Genomic DNA, 15,201 nt, shown 5'->3' with positions numbered 1-15,201 from the left:
TTGGTGGAGGGGATCTTTTAACTGATTTGAGTCGAGTAAATACCGCTCTGGATCAATGTTTTGCGCAAAATCCCCAGGTAGCCAGCATTCCCTGTGGGAGCCGGGCTTGCCCGCGAAGGCGGCCTGTCAGCTGATGCATTTGGTGCCTGACCCACCGCCTTCGCAGGCAAGCCAGCTCCCACATTCGATCTCCATACACCCGGGGACTTAGGCCTCATCCCCAATCCCCTGTGGGAGCGGGCTTGCCCGCGATGGCGATCCGTCAGTTGGTGCATTCGGCGACTGACCCAGCGCTTTCGCAGGCAAGCCAGCTCCCACATTCGATCTCCATGCACCCGGGGGCCTAGGCCTCATCCCCAATCCCCTGTGGGAGCGAGCTTGCTCGCGAATGCGGTGTGTCAGTTAATGCATTCGGCGACTGACCCAGCGCTTTCGCAGGCAAGCCAGCTCCCACATTGGATCTTCATACGCCCCGGGACCTAGGCCTCATCCCCAACTCCCTGTAGCCAGTTCCACCTTGGATTTTGGTGTTCTTTAAATAAAAAAAACGCCCCGAACCAGTCGGGGCGTGATTGTGGTGCGGCACTGCGGTTAGGTCTTCCTTGGGGCCGCAGTGGCCGTGTACGCGGTGCTTAGTGGAACTGCTCTTCTTCGGTCGAACCGGTCAGCGCGGTCACGGACGAGGTGCCGCCCTGGATCACGGTGGTCATGTCGTCGAAGTAGCCAGTGCCCACTTCCTGCTGGTGCGCCACGAAGGTGTAGCCCTTGGCGGCGTCAGCGAATTCCTGCTCCTGCAGCTTCACGTAGGCAGTCATGTCGTTGCGGGCGTAGTCGTGCGCCAGGTTGAACATGCTGTGCCACATGTTGTGAATGCCGGCCAGGGTAATGAACTGGTGCTTGTAGCCCATGGCGGACAGTTCGCGCTGGAACTTGGCGATGGTCGCGTCGTCCAGGTTCTTCTTCCAGTTAAAGGAAGGCGAGCAGTTGTAGGACAGCAGTTGGTCCGGGTATTCCTTCTTGATCGCTTCGGCAAAGCGGCGCGCTTCGTCCAGATCCGGCTTGGCGGTTTCGCACCAGATCAGGTCGGCGTACGGCGCGTAGGCCAGGCCACGGGCGATGGCCTGGTCGAGACCGGCGCGCACCTTGTAGAAGCCTTCCTGGGTGCGTTCGCCTGTCACGAACGGCTGGTCGTACGGGTCGCAGTCCGAGGTCAGCAGGTCAGCGGCGTTGGCGTCGGTACGGGCCAGGATGATGGTCGGGGTGCCGGCAACGTCAGCAGCCAGGCGAGCAGCGGTCAGCTTCTGTACAGCTTCCTGGGTAGGAACCAGTACCTTGCCGCCCATGTGGCCGCATTTCTTCACCGAGGCCAGTTGGTCTTCGAAGTGCACGCCGGCAGCGCCTGCCTCGATCATGCTCTTCATCAGTTCGTAGGCGTTCAGCACACCACCGAAACCGGCTTCGGCGTCAGCCACGATCGGCGCGAAGTAGTCGATGTAGCCTTCGTCGCCCGGGCCTTTACCGGCTTTCCACTGGATCTGGTCGGCGCGGCGGAACGAGTTGTTGATGCGCTTGACCACGGTTGGCACGGAGTCCACCGGGTACAGCGATTGGTCGGGGTACATGGATTCAGCGGAGTTGTTGTCCGCTGCCACTTGCCAGCCGGACAGGTAGATCGCCTGGATACCGGCTTTTACCTGTTGGACTGCCTGGCCGCCAGTGAGGGCGCCCATGCAGTTGACGAAATCTTTGTCGGGACGGAAGGACGGCTTGGCGCCCTGGGTGACCAGGTTCCACAGCTTCTCGGCGCCGAGTTTTGCAAAGGTGTGCTCAGGTTGAACCGAGCCACGCAGGCGGACGACGTCAGCAGCGGAATAAGCGCGGGTCACGCCTTTCCAGCGTGGGTTTTCAGCCCAATCTTTTTCAAGGGCTGCAATTTGCTGTTCGCGTGTCAGTGCCATGGGGAAAAACCTCGTCGCGTCTTGTTTGAAGTATCCGTTTGCCAGCCATGCATTCATTGCGTGGGCAGGGCTGCTCGCTGATCAGAAGCGTAGGCGCTCAAGACAGGTTCGACGGAGAAGGCGACGGGATGAACGATGGGGCTCAAGGGAGAGTTGAGCAGGTAAGGGCGAACTGCGAACGGTCTTCGGGCGTCGTGGGCCTTTGTACGATCCAACAGCGTGTTGCCGGGTTACCTGGTTAGCTTCCGTCCCTCGGGACAACTTCGTTCCAGTCGCAACCTCGTCAAACACACCTTGTGGGCGGTACAGACACGAATCGGCTCAGGTGGGTAGCTTAGAGCGGCGATCCGAAGGCCCTTGCCAGGGCCCCTGATTAGCGGGAGCGAGGCCATCATGCCCATGCTTTTTTGGATCGTCAAATGTTTTGTAGTGCTTTTTTTCAAGCACTACATCTTTAGTCTAATACGACTCATCAGTCAGTTTTTGGTGCTTCAGTTCAGGGTGTCGACCTTGACCCGTACAGTCAGGTCATCGCGGCCTTGGGTAGAGTAGCTGCGGGTTGTAGAGGATTTGTCGGCCTGGGTCTCGCGATTGATGCCGGCCAGTGGAATCCATTCGCCAAGGCGGCCGCTGATGGTTGTGTCGGTGCTTTGCACGTTCACTACATCGGGACGTTCCTGGCTCATGCGGTCACGGTTGGTACTGATCGCCAGGTGCACGGTCTCGCCGGTAACGCTGGCGGTGACATAGAAACCCTGGGTGACATTGCGGTACTGGGTCTGATTTTGCGGGCGGCCGTAGGCATCCGGCTGGGTGGTGGTCAGGGGGACGCTCTGGCCGACCTGGATCAGCGCGGGCACACCCTCGCTCGCCTGGATCTGCTGGATGCCACCGTCGCGGCTGGCAGTGCCGTAGCTGATGATGCGGGTCTGGCTGTCACCGCTGTTCTGCTGGTTGTTTTCATTGCTGTCGACCGTGATCAGCAGGCGCTTGGCCGGCGTGTCCAGCTGCGCGAGCAGAGCGCGCAGGTCCTGGATCTTGCCGGGGTCGGCGTTAACGATAAGCTGGTTGCCGTAGGCGCTGACGGTGCCGTCCTTGCCGATGAAATTCTGTGCCACCGGCAGCAGGTCGGCGCTGGTGCGGTTGCTGAGGTTGACGACTTCGGTGTCGGCCATGGCCGAACAGCTGGCAGCCAGGAGGAGGGCGGTGAGCAGGGTGCGTAGGGACATGTCCGTTATCTCTGCGAGTCATTTAGGCGTGATAGTGCCAGTTTGTCGGCCTGGCAGGGCGCAAGTTGAATCGTAGACGGCAAAATGCCCTGGCAAGGGAGGGCATTGTTGGCGTTGCTGAAATAGCTATCGGGGGCAAGCCCCCTCCCATACTTGACCGCATTTCAAAATATGTACTCGGTCAAATGTGGGAGCTGGCTTGCCGGCGATAGCAGCGGCGCGGTATTGGATCAGTCCCCGCGCACCATATCCACATGCGGAATCCCGACTTCGAGGAACTCGTCACTGACGATCTTGAAGCCCAGGCGCTCGTAGAATGGTGCCGCATACACCTGTGCGCTGAGAAATTGCCGGGTCTGGCCGCGTTGCTCGGCCGCGCCAATCACCGCTTCCATCAGCTTGTCGCCGACCTTCAGGCCGCGCCAGTCCTTGAGTACCGACACGCGGCCGATCTCGCCGCTGGGCAGCAGGCGCGCAGTACCGATCGGAAAGTCGCCTTCGAAGGCTAGGAAATGCACTGCGTCTGCGTCGTCCGCATCCCATTCCAGCTCAGGTGGGACCGATTGTTCAGCGACAAAGACCGCTTCACGAATGCGCCGAATCTCGGCGATATCCTTTTGCCAGTCCGCGACACTTACGTGAATCTTATTCATCGGCAAACCCCAGGCTTCCTTGCTTGACCAGCTCGCACAGCAGGTCGCGGCCATCTTCGTCGGCCAGCCATTCGCCAAGGTTCTCGCTGTGCAGCGCATCGGCAGAGCACACCAGCTTCAGCAGCTCACGCAATTTGCCCGGCAGGTAACGGCTCTGGCCGCTGGCGAACAGCAGCACGTCGTCGTCGACTTCGGACCAGGCCAGGCGCGCGCTCGGGTTGCGCACCAGGATCGCGCCGTCTTGCAGGCTGGTGACGAAGTCGTCTTCGCCCAGCTCTTCGCCGGCTACCAGTTCCGGGTAGCGCGGTTCGGTCATGAACTGGCCGAACCAGGTCAGCAGCATGCGCTCGTCGCTCATGTGCTCGGCCAGCAGGCTCTTGAGGCGGTCGAGTGCATCACTCTGGATCTGGTGCGGATCGCTGACCGGCTGGGCATCGGCGTCGGTGTAGCGCTCTTCGTCGGTCAGGTACTGGCTGAGGAAGTCGGTGAAGTGGGTCAGCACTTCAGCTGCGCTCGGCGCGCGGAAGCCGACCGAGTAGGTCATGCAGTCATCTTCGGCAATGCCGAAATGCGCCAGGCGCGGCGGCAGGTAGAGCATGTCGCCCGGTTCCAGGACCCATTCGGCGCTCTCTTCGAATTCGGCCAGGATGCGCAGGTCAGCGTGTTGCAGTAGCGGGCTTTCGGCGTTGCACATCTGGCCGATCTTCCAGTTGCGCTTGCCCTGGGCCTGCAGCAGGAACACATCGTAGTTGTCGAAGTGCGGACCGACACTGCCGCCCGGTGCGGCGAAGCTGATCATCACGTCGTCGATGCGCCAGCTGGGCAGGAAGCGGAAGTGTTCGAGCAATTCGGCGACTTCCGGCACGAACTGGTCGACGGCCTGTACCAACAGGGTCCACTCGCGCTCGGGCAGGGTGCTGAAAGCGTCTTCGGCGAACGGGCCGCGACGCAGTTCCCACGGGCGCTCGCCGTGCTCGATCACCAGGCGCGATTCGACTTCTTCTTCCAGCGCGAGGCCTGCGAGTTCGTCGGCGTCGATCGGGCTTTCGAAGTCAGGGATGGCCTGGCGGATCAGCAGTGGTTTTTTCTGCCAGTAGTCGCGCAGGAATTCCCGTGCCGTGATGCCGCCCAGAAGTTGAAGAGGGATATCAGGATTCATGTGTAACCTATTGAAAAAAAGCACTTTTCAGACTGGAATAAAAACGCCCGGCGCGGCCGGGCGTCTCAAAGGGTCGTGCGTGGATCAGATGCGCTTGGCTTGCTCTACAGCGTTACCGATGTAGTTGGCCGGGGTCAGCAGTTTCAGCTCGGCCTTGGCCGCGGCTGGCATGTCCAGGCCATCGATGAAAGTCTGCAACGCCTCGGGGCTGATACCCTTGCCGCGCGTCAATTCTTTCAGCTTCTCGTAGGGGTTTTCGATGTTGTAGCGACGCATCACGGTCTGGATCGGCTCGGCCAATACTTCCCAGCACGCGTCCAGGTCAGCGGCGATCTTCTGCTCGTTGAGCTCGAGCTTGCTGATGCCCTTGAGGCTGGCTTCGTACGCGATCACGCTGTGGGCAAAGCCCACGCCGAGGTTACGCAGTACGGTGGAGTCGGTCAGGTCGCGCTGCCAGCGGGAGATCGGCAACTTGCTGGCCAGGTGCTGGAACAGCGCGTTGGCGATGCCGAGGTTGCCTTCGGAGTTTTCGAAGTCGATCGGGTTGACCTTGTGCGGCATGGTCGACGAACCGATTTCACCGGCAATGGTGCGCTGCTTGAAGTAGCCCAGGGAAATGTAGCCCCAGATATCGCGATCGAAGTCGATCAGGATGGTGTTGAAGCGCGCGATGGCGTCGAACAGCTCGGCGATGTAGTCGTGCGGTTCGATCTGTGTGGTGTACGGGTTGAAGCCCAGGCCCAGTTCGTCTTCGATGAAGGCGCGGGCGTTGGCTTCCCAGTCGATCTCGGGGTAGGCCGACAGGTGGGCGTTGTAGTTGCCGACAGCGCCGTTGATCTTGCCCAGCAGCGGGACGGCAGCCACTTGAGCGATCTGACGCTCCAGGCGGTACACCACGTTGGCCAGTTCTTTACCCAGGGTGGTCGGCGACGCCGGCTGGCCGTGGGTGCGCGACAGCATTGGCACGTCGGCGAAACGGATGGCCAGTTCGCGGATGGCGTTGGCGGTCTGGCGCATCAGCGGCAGCATCACGTCATCACGGCCTTCGCGCAGCATCAGGGCGTGGGACAGGTTGTTGATGTCCTCGCTGGTGCAGGCAAAGTGGATGAACTCGCTGACCTGGGCCAATTCCGGCAGCTTGGCCGCTTGCTCCTTGAGCAAGTATTCGATGGCCTTGACGTCGTGGTTGGTGGTGCGCTCGATCTCTTTCACACGCTCGGCGTGCTCCAGGGAGAAGTTTTCCGCCAGGGTGTCGAGCACAGCGTTGGCTTCGGCGGAGAACGCCGGCACTTCGCTGATGGCGGGGTGAGCGGCCAGGCGCTGGAGCCAGCGCACTTCAACCAGTACACGAGCACGGATCAGGCCGTATTCGCTGAAAATAGGGCGCAGGGCCTGGGTTTTGCCGGCGTAGCGGCCGTCAACAGGGGAAACCGCAGTGAGCGAAGAAAGCTGCATGGGGTGTTCTCGGACAGTCGGGCAACGAAATGGGGCGCGTATCATACATGAAAAAATCCGCCGGTCCGTTGCCAACTGACCGGCGTATTACGCGTGAGGCTATAAAAAACGTGGCTGTTGCGACTTATTCGTTGCGCATCAACGGGTAAAGCTCTTTGAGCAATTTGCGTCGGCTGATCACCAGTTGCCAACGATGACCGCCCAACTGGCGCCACAACCGTGCCGAACGAATACCGGCCAGGAGCAGGGCGCGGATTTTCGAGGCGTTGTTCGGTTGCTGCAGGTTGCGCATGTCGCCGTGCACCTGAATCCGTTGGCGCAAGGTGCTCAAGGTGTCCTGGTACAGCGCACCGCAGGCGGCAATCACGTTTTCGTGAGCCGGGCCGAAGTGCTCTACCTGGGATTGGATCTGCGGCAGGCGCTTGCCGATGACTTCCAGCATGTCTTCACGCTTGGCCAGTTGGCGCTCCAGGCCGAGCATCGACAGGGCGTAGCGCAGCGGCTCGCGCTGCAAGGTGCTCGGGTCGCGTTCCAGGGCGCCGATCAGCGCGCGGTAACCTTCGCGCAGCGCCAGGTCGTCGCCGCCATACACTTCCAGTGTGTCCTTGGGGTCGCGGATCAGCAGGCTGCCGAGCATGCAGGTCAGGCCTGCCTCGGTGACCTGGCCGGTCTTGGCGATCTTGTCGACCAGCACTGCGGCGAGGAATACCCCGCCGAGGGCGGTCAATTGCTCCTGGGTCGGGCTCATGCCGGGTTGCTCCAGGGCTCGGCGACTTCAATCACGCCGCCGCCGAGGCAAATCTCGCCGTCATAGAACACCACGGACTGGCCCGGCGTGACCGCGCGTTGCGGGTCATCGAAGGTGGCGCGGTAGCCGCTGGCGGTTTTTTCCAGGGTGCAGGGCTGGTCGCTCTGGCGATAGCGCACTTTGGCGGTCAGGCGGCGCGGAGTGCTCAGGTCGATCGGGTTGACCCAGTAGATCTCCGACGCCAGCAGCGCGCCGGAGAACAGCAACGGGTGCTCATTGCCCTGGCCGACGATCAGCACGTTGTGCTCGAGGTCCTTGACCAGCACGTACCACGGCTCTTCGCCGGCGTCTTTCAAACCGCCGATGCCCAGGCCCTGGCGCTGGCCGATGGTGTGGTACATCAGGCCATGGTGGCGGCCGATCACTTCGCCTTCGGTGGTCTTGATCTCGCCGGGTTGCGCGGGCAGGTACTGCTTGAGGAAGTCGCTGAAGCGGCGCTCGCCGATAAAGCAGATACCAGTGGAGTCCTTCTTCTTGGCAGTGGCCAGGCCGTGTTTCTCGGCAATCTTGCGGACTTCGGGTTTTTCCAGCTCGCCCACCGGGAACAGGGTCTTGGCGATCTGTTCGCCGCCGACGGCGTGCAGGAAATAGCTCTGGTCCTTGTTCGGGTCCAGGCCCTTGAGCAGTTCGGTGCGGCCATCAACGTCGCGGCGGCGCACATAGTGGCCGGTGGCGATCAGGTCGGCGCCGAGCATCATGGCGTAGTCGAGGAACGCCTTGAACTTGATCTCGCGGTTGCACAGGATGTCCGGGTTCGGCGTGCGGCCGGCCTTGTATTCGGCCAGGAAGTGCTCGAACACATTGTCCCAGTACTCGGCGGCGAAGTTGGCGGTGTGCAGCTTGATGCCAATCTTGTCGCAGACGGCCTGGGCATCCGCCAGGTCGTCCATGGCGGTGCAGTATTCCGTTCCATCGTCTTCTTCCCAGTTCTTCATGAACAGGCCTTCCACCTCATAACCCTGCTCCATGAGCAGAACGGCGGAAACGGAAGAATCCACGCCGCCGGACATGCCGACGATGACGCGCTTCTTTTGTGTGTCAGAAGGGGCTGGATCACGCATAGGATTTCAACGGGTGTCTTGAAAAAGGACGCGATTCTAGCAGGCCTGGGCCCGCAAGGCTAAAGAGAAGGGCGGATCAGTTCGAGGCTGTGGCACTGGCCGGCCAAATAATCATCGATACAGCGGATGATCAGCTCGCTGCGCCAGTCATTGCGCACGGCCATCAGTTCATCGCGGGTCATCCAGCGGGCGCGCAGGATACCTTCGTCGAGTTGATAGTCGGGATGATGTTTCAGCGCCTTGGCGATAAAACATACCCGCTGATAGGTCACGCCGTTGCTGGGGGCGGTGTACAGGTAGATGCCGACGATGCCGGTGGCTTCCACGTCCCAGCCGGTTTCCTCGAGGGTTTCGCGCACCGCGGCTTCGGTCAGGGTTTCGTGTGGGTCGAGGTGGCCGGCAGGCTGGTTGAGCACGGCGCGGCCGCCCTTGAGTTCCTCGACCATCAGGAAGCGGCCGTTGTCTTCTACGAGGGTGGCGACGGTGATGTGGGGTTGCCAGGTCATGGAGGGCTCTCAAGCGATCAGTGGGGCAGGCGCCCATCATACAGGGGCGCCCGCCGGCTGTTGCGCTCGGTTACCGGGCGGCCTTGGTGATGGCGTCGAAGGCGACCATGTCGTCAATGACTTCACCGCCGGTGGCTTTGGTCTGCGCTTGCCACACGACGATCACCACGTTTTGCGTAGGGTTTATGTAGATGAACTGGCCGAAAATGCCGGCAGCCGTGAAGGCTTTGTCGGCTTTGGACTCGGCAGTCCAGGCCGGCCACCACATGGAGGCAAAGTCGCCGTAGGCGGCATCGGTGCCGGTGGTGGCGCTGGCAAAGCTCATCCAGCCTTTGGGCAGTACTTGCTTATCGCCGGCTTTGCCGCCACTGAGTACGAACTGTCCGAAGCGCCCGTAATCTTCCAGTGTTGCGCTGATGCCGCTGCCGCCCACTTCGTTGCCGTTCGGGCCGTCGAGCCACCAGTTCGCATCGGTCTGCATGCCATACGGCGCCCAGATTTTCTCGCTGAGGTAGTTCGCCAGGGGCTTGCCCACGGCGGCGCTGACCAGTTGGCCCAGCACTTGTGTCTCGCCGGTGCTGTAGTTGGTGCGGGTGCCAGGCGGCGCGGCGCTGGGCAGGCTCGCCATGAACTTGAGGGCGGAGCCGGGCACTTGTCCGGTCTGCAGCTTGAGCATCATGCGTCGATCCGACGTCGGGTCGGCGTATTTCTCACTCCATTTGACCCCCGAACGCATCGCCAGCACCTGGCGCACGGTGGCCTGGTCGTAGCCGCTGCCGGCCAGTGCAGGCAAATACTCGGTCACTTTGTCATCCAGGCTCTTGATCGAACCGTCCTGCAAGGCCGCGCCGACGAGGGTCGATGTAATCGACTTGGCCACCGACATCGACATCCAGCGGGTTTCGGCGGTATTGCCTTTTTCGTAGCGTTCAGTAACGACTTGGCCGTCCTTGATCACCAGCAGGCCTGTTACCCGGTTGAGGGTGACGTAGTCATCAAGACTATAGCGTTTGCCTTCGTAATCGAACGCAACCGGTCCCAGCGCCCGGCTGCTGTGCGGCAGTGGGAAAGGGTGGCCGCCGGCCTTGATGGTGCGCACCGGAAACAAGCGGTCGATATTGCGAAAGGTGCTGACCGCAGCGTCGGCACTGAGTTTGCCGTCGTACATGGTCTGCACGTCGCCAATCGGTTCCTGTGCATGCGGGTAGGGTGGCGAGCGGCTCGCGCAGGCGGTCAGCAGGGCGATTGCCGAGGCCCAGGCCAGCGCCTGGAAGTGAATTCTTTGCATAAAAACTTCCTTATTTGTTGTTTTCTGGAGTGGCTTGAGCAAAAACACAAAGCAAGTCCTGCGCCCACTTGCGGAAAAAAGCGCAAAAAAAATCCGGAACCCTTTCGGGTTCCGGATTTTGCTGTGGTGTGACGATCAATCAAGCATCGTCACATCAGCGCATCACACCAGTGCAGCAATCGCCGCATTGAGGGTGTTGCTTGGACGCATGGCCTTGCTGGTCAGCTCAGGGTTCGGCGCGTAGTAGCCGCCGATGTCCACTGGCTTGCCCTGCACGGCGTTGAGCTCGGCAACGATGGTTGCTTCGTTCGCGGTCAGGGTCTTGGCCAGTTCGCCGAACTGCGCTTGCAGTGCAGTGTCTTCGGTCTGGGCGGCCAGGGCTTGAGCCCAGTACAGCGCCAGGTAGAAGTGGCTGCCGCGGTTGTCGATGTTGCCGACTTTGCGCGATGGCGACTTGTTGTTGTCGAGGAACTGGCCAGTCGCCTGGTCCAGGGTTTTCGACAGCACCAGGGCTTTCGGGTTGTTGTACGTGACGCCCAGGTGTTCCAGGGAAGCGGCCAGGGCCAGGAACTCGCCCAGGGAATCCCAGCGCAGGAAGTTTTCTTCCAGCAGCTGCTGCACGTGCTTGGGAGCCGAACCGCCGGCGCCGGTTTCGAACAGGCCGCCACCGTTCATCAGCGGCACGATCGAGAGCATCTTGGCGCTGGTGCCCAGTTCCATGATCGGGAACAGGTCGGTCAGGTAGTCACGCAGTACGTTACCGGTCACCGAGATGGTGTCCAGGCCCTTGCGGGTGCGCTCCAGGGTGAACTTCATCGCGTCGACCGGCGACATGATGCGGATGTCCAGGCCTTCGGTGTTGTGGTCTTTCAGGTAGGCCTGAACTTTCTCGACCACGACGCCGTCGTGCGCGCGCTTCGGGTCCAGCCAGAAAATGGCTGGGGTGTTGCTGGCGCGGGCACGGTTGACGGCCAGTTTGACCCAATCCTGGATCGGCGCGTCTTTGGTCTGGCACATGCGGAAGATGTCGCCGGCCTCGACGTTCTGTTCCATCAGCAGGTTGCCCTTGCTGTCGGTGACGCGGACGACGCCGTCAGCCTTGATCTGGAAGGTCTTGTCGTGGGAACCGTACTCTTCGGCTTTCTTCGCCATCAGGCCAACGTTTGGCACGCTGCCCATGGTGGTTGGGTCGAAAGCGCCATTGGCCTTGCAGTCTTCGATGACCGCTTGGTAGATGGTGGCGTAGCAGCGATCCGGGATCACGGCCTTGGTGTCGTGCAGCTGGCCGTCGGTGCCCCACATCTTGCCGGAGTCACGGATCATGGCTGGCATCGAGGCGTCGACGATGACGTCGCTCGGCACGTGCAGGTTGGTGATGCCTTTGTCGGAGTTGACCATCGCCAGGGAAGGGCGAGCGGCGTAGACCGCCTGGATGTCAGCTTCGATCTGTGCTTGCTGGTCGGCCGGCAGGGCCTTGATGCGAGCGTACAGGTCGCCGATGCCGTTGTTCAGGTTGAAGCCGATCTGCTCCAGCACGGTGGCGTGCTTGGCCAGCGCGTCTTTGTAGAACTCGGCAACGATCTGGCCGAACATGATCGGGTCGGAGACCTTCATCATGGTGGCTTTCAGGTGAACCGACAGCAGCACGCCTTGCTTCTTGGCGTCTTCGATTTCAGCGGCGATGAAGCTGCGCAGGGCGTTCTTGCTCAGTACGGCGCTGTCGATGATCTCGCCAGCCTGTACGGAAGTCTTTTCCTTGAGGACGGTCGCGGTACCGTCCTTGGCGATCAGCTCGATTTTGACAGCATCGGCGGCTTCGATCTGAACGGCTTTTTCGCTGCCGTAGAAGTCGCCGCTGCTCATGTGAGCCACGTGGGACTTGGAGTCGGCAGCCCAGGCGCCCATCTTGTGCGGGTGCTTGCGCGCGTAGTTCTTGACCGACAGCGGGGCGCGGCGGTCGGAGTTGCCTTCGCGCAGGACCGGGTTCACGGCGCTGCCCTTGACCTTGTCGTAACGTGCACGGGTTTCTTTTTCCGCGTCGGTGGTTACGGTTTCAGGGTAGTCCGGCAGGGCGTAGCCCTGGGCCTGCAGTTCCTTGATCGCAGCTTGCAGCTGAGGCGTCGAGGCACTGATGTTAGGCAGCTTGATGATGTTGGCTTCAGGCGTAACGGCCAGGTCGCCCAGTTCGGCGAGGTGGTCCGGGATGGCCTTGGTACCCAGTTGCTCAGGGAAGCTTGCGAGGATGCGCCCGGCGAGGGAGATGTCGCGGGTTTCCACGGCAATATCAGCGGAAGCGGTGAAGGCCTCTACGATAGGCAGCAGTGAATAGGTGGCGAGGGCTGGGGCTTCGTCGGTGAAGGTGTAGATGATCTTCGAGCGGGTGGGCATATTCGGATTAACTCTCTTCTTTGCTGAAAGCGTGCGCAGAAACTCGAGATGCGCCGGGTGGAGCGCGTTCGTTCAAAGTCATCCATGAGCGAAATGTCGAGGTTTCTTCGCGGTGATGTTGGGTTGCATCAGTCGAGCGTCAAGCGGGTGGACTATTGTATTAGTCCTGCTTTGTAGCGGAAGGCTGTGTTCTAGAGCGGTCCGCCGTCGTGACTCTTTGGTCAGCGGCGGCATTATACATAGGTCGCTATGCTTACGCCGAGCCTTCATACAAAAGGTGTGTCGTCCATTGGTCTAAAGGTCGCAGGGCCCAACGTGCTACCAAGGTCGCATGCAGTGCTCAAGATTGGCGATTTTGCCTTTGCTTTCAGGCTTGTAGGCGACAATTTATGCTGTTTTCGATGCAAATGAGCATGGCGTGAGGTTTCAGTCGCCATTTATCTGGAGTAGGCTCGAACGCAGCCAGATGTTCAATCCATAGATGGAGTTCAGCATGGGATACAAGAAGATTCAGGTTCCGGCAGTCGGCGACAAAATCACCGTCAATGCAGACCATTCTCTCAATGTTCCTGACCAACCGATCATCCCTTATATCGAAGGTGACGGTATTGGCGTCGACATCAGCCCGGTGATGATCAAGGTGGTCGACGCGGCTGTTGAAAAGGCCTACGGCGGCAAGCGCAAGATCTCCTGGATGGAGGTGTACGCCGGCGAGAAAGCCACTCAAGTCTACGACCAGGACACCTGGCTGCCCCAGGAAACCCTGGATGCGGTCAAGGATTACGTGGTGTCCATCAAGGGCCCGCTGACCACCCCGGTCGGTGGCGGCATCCGTTCGCTGAACGTGGCCCTGCGCCAACAACTCGATTTGTATGTGTGCCTGCGCCCGGTGCGCTGGTTCGAAGGCGTGCCGAGCCCGGTCAAGAAGCCAGGCGATGTGGACATGACCATCTTCCGTGAGAACTCCGAAGACATCTACGCCGGGATCGAGTGGAAAGCCGGCTCGCCCGAAGCGATCAAGGTGATCAAGTTCCTCAAGGAAGAAATGGGCGTGACCAAGATCCGTTTCGACCAGGATTGCGGCATCGGCGTCAAGCCGGTCTCGAAAGAGGGGACCCAGCGCCTGGCGCGTAAAGCCCTGCAATATGTGGTGGATAACGACCGCGATTCGCTGACCATCGTGCACAAAGGCAACATCATGAAGTTCACCGAGGGGGCCTTCAAGGAATGGGCCTACGAAGTGGCGGCGCAGGAATTCGGTGCAACCCTGCTCGATGGCGGTCCATGGATGCAGTTCAAGAACCCGAAAACCGGTAAGAATGTGGTGGTCAAGGATGCGATTGCCGACGCCATGCTCCAGCAGATCCTGCTGCGCCCGGCCGAATATGACGTGATTGCGACACTCAACCTGAACGGCGACTACCTGTCCGACGCGCTGGCGGCAGAGGTGGGCGGTATCGGCATTGCGCCGGGGGCCAACCTGTCCGACACCGTGGCCATGTTCGAGGCGACCCACGGCACCGCGCCCAAGTATGCGGGCAAGGACCAGGTCAATCCGGGTTCATTGATCCTGTCGGCGGAGATGATGTTGCGCCACATGGGCTGGATCGAGGCGGCTGACCTGATTATCAAGGGCACCAATGGCGCGATTTCGGCCAAGACCGTGACCTATGACTTCGAGCGCCTGATGGACGGCGCGAAGTTGGTGTCGTCGTCGGGCTTTGGTGATGCGCTGATTTCGCATATGTAAGGCGCAGGCATAAAAAAACCGGCCGTCCCAATCTTGATGGGGTGGCCGGTTTTTTATTGCGTTTGCGCGCTCGACGGCGGATCAGGCCGTTTGCTTCTTTTCGTTATGAGCGGTCGACCCCGCGGTGGGTTCAGGTGCCTTGGCGACGATTTCCACGGCATGCAACCCTTTCGGTCCTTGAATGATTTCGAAACTTACAGGTTGGCCCGCTTTCAGCGTCTTGTACCCTTCCATCTTGATCGCTGAAAAATGCGCAAAGAGATCTTCGGACTTACCGTCCTCTACGACGAAACCGTAGCCTTTGGCATTGTTGAACCACTTGACCTTACCACTTGCCATGCCCATATCCCTCTGCACCAGACTCCATCACTGGAGTATCATCCAGTTTATCCGTCCTAACCCGAATAAATAAGGTTGACTGCGCGGACCTTTTTTACCCACTGTGGGTTCTATTGGTTGTAACACCGTTTTGCCGATAGTCAAGGCGACTGGCCGGTCAGTAGTTGAAATTCTGACAGGTCGCCCCCACCACTGTATTTGAACCACTGACGAACCTTTCTTTCCATGCATGCAATCAGCCAGATTCGACTAACATTCAATCAGGATCGACCGGATCACGAACACGATGACGACGGTTCTGCAGGCATTGCTGTTCAGGAGGCCAAGCCTGCTTTACAGGCGCCGCCGATGTACAAGGTGGTTTTGTTCAATGATGACTACACACCGATGGATTTCGTGGTCGAAGTACTCGAGGTGTTTTTTAACCTGAACCGCGAGTTGGCGACCAAGGTAATGCTGGCCGTTCACACAGAAGGACGGGCAGTATGTGGAGTGTTTACCCGCGACATCGCCGAGACAAAGGCCATGCAGGTCAACCAGTACGCCAGGGAAAGCCAGCATCCGCTACTCTGTGAAATCGAGAAGGACGGTTAACGCCGACCACTTG

13 protein-coding genes are annotated in these 15,201 nt (G+C 60.2%); 2 read left to right on the top strand and 11 right to left on the bottom strand.

The window, feature by feature from the left end; all coding sequences use genetic code 11:
• Nucleotides 1-632 precede the first annotated feature (632 nt).
• The 10 genes from aceA to QMX97_RS18045 all read right to left on the bottom strand — a co-directional run bounded on the left by aceA (nt 633) and on the right by QMX97_RS18045 (nt 12,505).
• Nucleotides 633-1,958, bottom strand: a complete 1,326-nt coding sequence (aceA, locus tag QMX97_RS18090; protein WP_025858968.1) for an isocitrate lyase — start codon at nt 1,956-1,958, stop codon at nt 633-635.
• Between the two features lie 491 nt (nt 1,959-2,449).
• Nucleotides 2,450-3,187: a secretin N-terminal domain-containing protein gene (locus QMX97_RS18085; RefSeq protein WP_120448970.1), complete on the bottom strand. Its 738-nt coding sequence runs from the start codon at nt 3,185-3,187 to the stop codon at nt 2,450-2,452.
• 230 nt (nt 3,188-3,417) lie between these two features.
• Complete coding sequence (locus QMX97_RS18080; RefSeq protein ID WP_065907519.1) at nt 3,418-3,840, bottom strand: GNAT family N-acetyltransferase; 423 nt, start codon at nt 3,838-3,840, stop codon at nt 3,418-3,420.
• A complete protein-coding gene (locus QMX97_RS18075) occupies nt 3,833-4,999 on the bottom strand; it encodes a cupin domain-containing protein (protein ID WP_065907517.1) in 1,167 nt (388 codons plus the stop codon). Before QMX97_RS18075 ends, QMX97_RS18080 begins: the two co-directional genes overlap by 8 nt.
• An 84-nt stretch (nt 5,000-5,083) precedes the next feature.
• Nucleotides 5,084-6,454, bottom strand: coding sequence for an adenylosuccinate lyase (gene purB, locus QMX97_RS18070; RefSeq protein WP_106803427.1), 1,371 nt, complete (start codon nt 6,452-6,454; stop codon nt 5,084-5,086).
• A 124-nt stretch (nt 6,455-6,578) separates the two neighbouring features.
• Entirely contained in the window at nt 6,579-7,202 is a 624-nt protein-coding gene (gene hflD, locus QMX97_RS18065; RefSeq protein WP_058425015.1) for a high frequency lysogenization protein HflD, read from the bottom strand.
• Entirely contained in the window at nt 7,199-8,323 is a 1,125-nt protein-coding gene (gene mnmA / locus QMX97_RS18060) for a tRNA 2-thiouridine(34) synthase MnmA (protein ID WP_106803428.1), read from the bottom strand. The genes hflD and mnmA overlap by 4 nt, the downstream gene beginning before the upstream one ends.
• A 59-nt stretch (nt 8,324-8,382) precedes the next feature.
• Nucleotides 8,383-8,829 carry an NUDIX hydrolase gene (locus tag QMX97_RS18055; RefSeq protein WP_065907512.1) on the bottom strand — a complete coding sequence of 149 codons (447 nt, stop codon included), beginning with the start codon at nt 8,827-8,829 and terminating at the stop codon, nt 8,383-8,385.
• 70 nt (nt 8,830-8,899) lie between these two features.
• Nucleotides 8,900-10,117 (bottom strand): serine hydrolase domain-containing protein, encoded by a 1,218-nt coding sequence (locus tag QMX97_RS18050; protein ID WP_282397345.1) that lies wholly within the window; start codon nt 10,115-10,117, stop codon nt 8,900-8,902.
• Between the two features lie 162 nt (nt 10,118-10,279).
• The gene (locus QMX97_RS18045) at nt 10,280-12,505 is read right to left on the bottom strand and encodes an NADP-dependent isocitrate dehydrogenase (RefSeq protein ID WP_262132162.1); all 2,226 of its coding nucleotides are present in this window, start codon (nt 12,503-12,505) and stop codon (nt 10,280-10,282) included.
• Nucleotides 12,506-12,998: 493 nt separating this feature from the next.
• Here QMX97_RS18045 and icd point away from each other — a divergent pair, with 493 nt between their 5' ends.
• Nucleotides 12,999-14,255, top strand: coding sequence for an NADP-dependent isocitrate dehydrogenase (gene icd / locus QMX97_RS18040; RefSeq protein WP_106805637.1), 1,257 nt, complete (start codon nt 12,999-13,001; stop codon nt 14,253-14,255).
• 81 nt (nt 14,256-14,336) lie between these two features.
• Here the strand turns inward: icd and cspD are convergent, their stop codons facing one another.
• Nucleotides 14,337-14,600: a cold shock domain-containing protein CspD gene (cspD, locus tag QMX97_RS18035; protein ID WP_282397344.1), complete on the bottom strand. Its 264-nt coding sequence runs from the start codon at nt 14,598-14,600 to the stop codon at nt 14,337-14,339.
• 219 nt (nt 14,601-14,819) lie between these two features.
• On the opposite strand from cspD, the gene clpS reads away from it, so the two are divergent.
• A complete protein-coding gene (gene clpS / locus QMX97_RS18030; protein ID WP_010567912.1) occupies nt 14,820-15,188 on the top strand; it encodes an ATP-dependent Clp protease adapter ClpS in 369 nt (122 codons plus the stop codon).
• The last annotated feature ends 13 nt before the right edge of the window (nt 15,189-15,201 follow it).

The organism is Pseudomonas sp. PS01298 (assembly GCF_029959745.1).
GTDB lineage: Bacteria > Pseudomonadota > Gammaproteobacteria > Pseudomonadales > Pseudomonadaceae > Aquipseudomonas > Aquipseudomonas aylmerensis.
The sequence above is the reverse complement of the archived record's forward strand: the minus strand, read 5'-3'. Positions and strand labels throughout refer to the sequence as shown.

Bases quoted from the DNA above. Each gene is read 5' to 3' on its own strand.
- QMX97_RS18045 (WP_262132162.1), bottom strand. From the start codon at position 12,505: ATGCCCACCCGCTCGAAGATCATCTACACCTTCACCGACGAAGCCCCA.
- cspD (WP_282397344.1), bottom strand. From the start codon at position 14,600: ATGGGCATGGCAAGTGGTAAGGTCAAGTGGTTCAACAATGCCAAAGGC.
- aceA (WP_025858968.1), bottom strand. From the start codon at position 1,958: ATGGCACTGACACGCGAACAGCAAATTGCAGCCCTTGAAAAAGATTGG.
- QMX97_RS18050 (WP_282397345.1), bottom strand. From the start codon at position 10,117: ATGCAAAGAATTCACTTCCAGGCGCTGGCCTGGGCCTCGGCAATCGCC.
- QMX97_RS18085 (WP_120448970.1), bottom strand. From the start codon at position 3,187: ATGTCCCTACGCACCCTGCTCACCGCCCTCCTCCTGGCTGCCAGCTGT.
- QMX97_RS18055 (WP_065907512.1), bottom strand. From the start codon at position 8,829: ATGACCTGGCAACCCCACATCACCGTCGCCACCCTCGTAGAAGACAAC.
- clpS (WP_010567912.1), top strand. From the start codon at position 14,820: ATGCATGCAATCAGCCAGATTCGACTAACATTCAATCAGGATCGACCG.
- QMX97_RS18080 (WP_065907519.1), bottom strand. From the start codon at position 3,840: ATGAATAAGATTCACGTAAGTGTCGCGGACTGGCAAAAGGATATCGCC.
- icd (WP_106805637.1), top strand. From the start codon at position 12,999: ATGGGATACAAGAAGATTCAGGTTCCGGCAGTCGGCGACAAAATCACC.
- QMX97_RS18075 (WP_065907517.1), bottom strand. From the start codon at position 4,999: ATGAATCCTGATATCCCTCTTCAACTTCTGGGCGGCATCACGGCACGG.
- purB (WP_106803427.1), bottom strand. From the start codon at position 6,454: ATGCAGCTTTCTTCGCTCACTGCGGTTTCCCCTGTTGACGGCCGCTAC.
- mnmA (WP_106803428.1), bottom strand. From the start codon at position 8,323: ATGCGTGATCCAGCCCCTTCTGACACACAAAAGAAGCGCGTCATCGTC.
- hflD (WP_058425015.1), bottom strand. From the start codon at position 7,202: ATGAGCCCGACCCAGGAGCAATTGACCGCCCTCGGCGGGGTATTCCTC.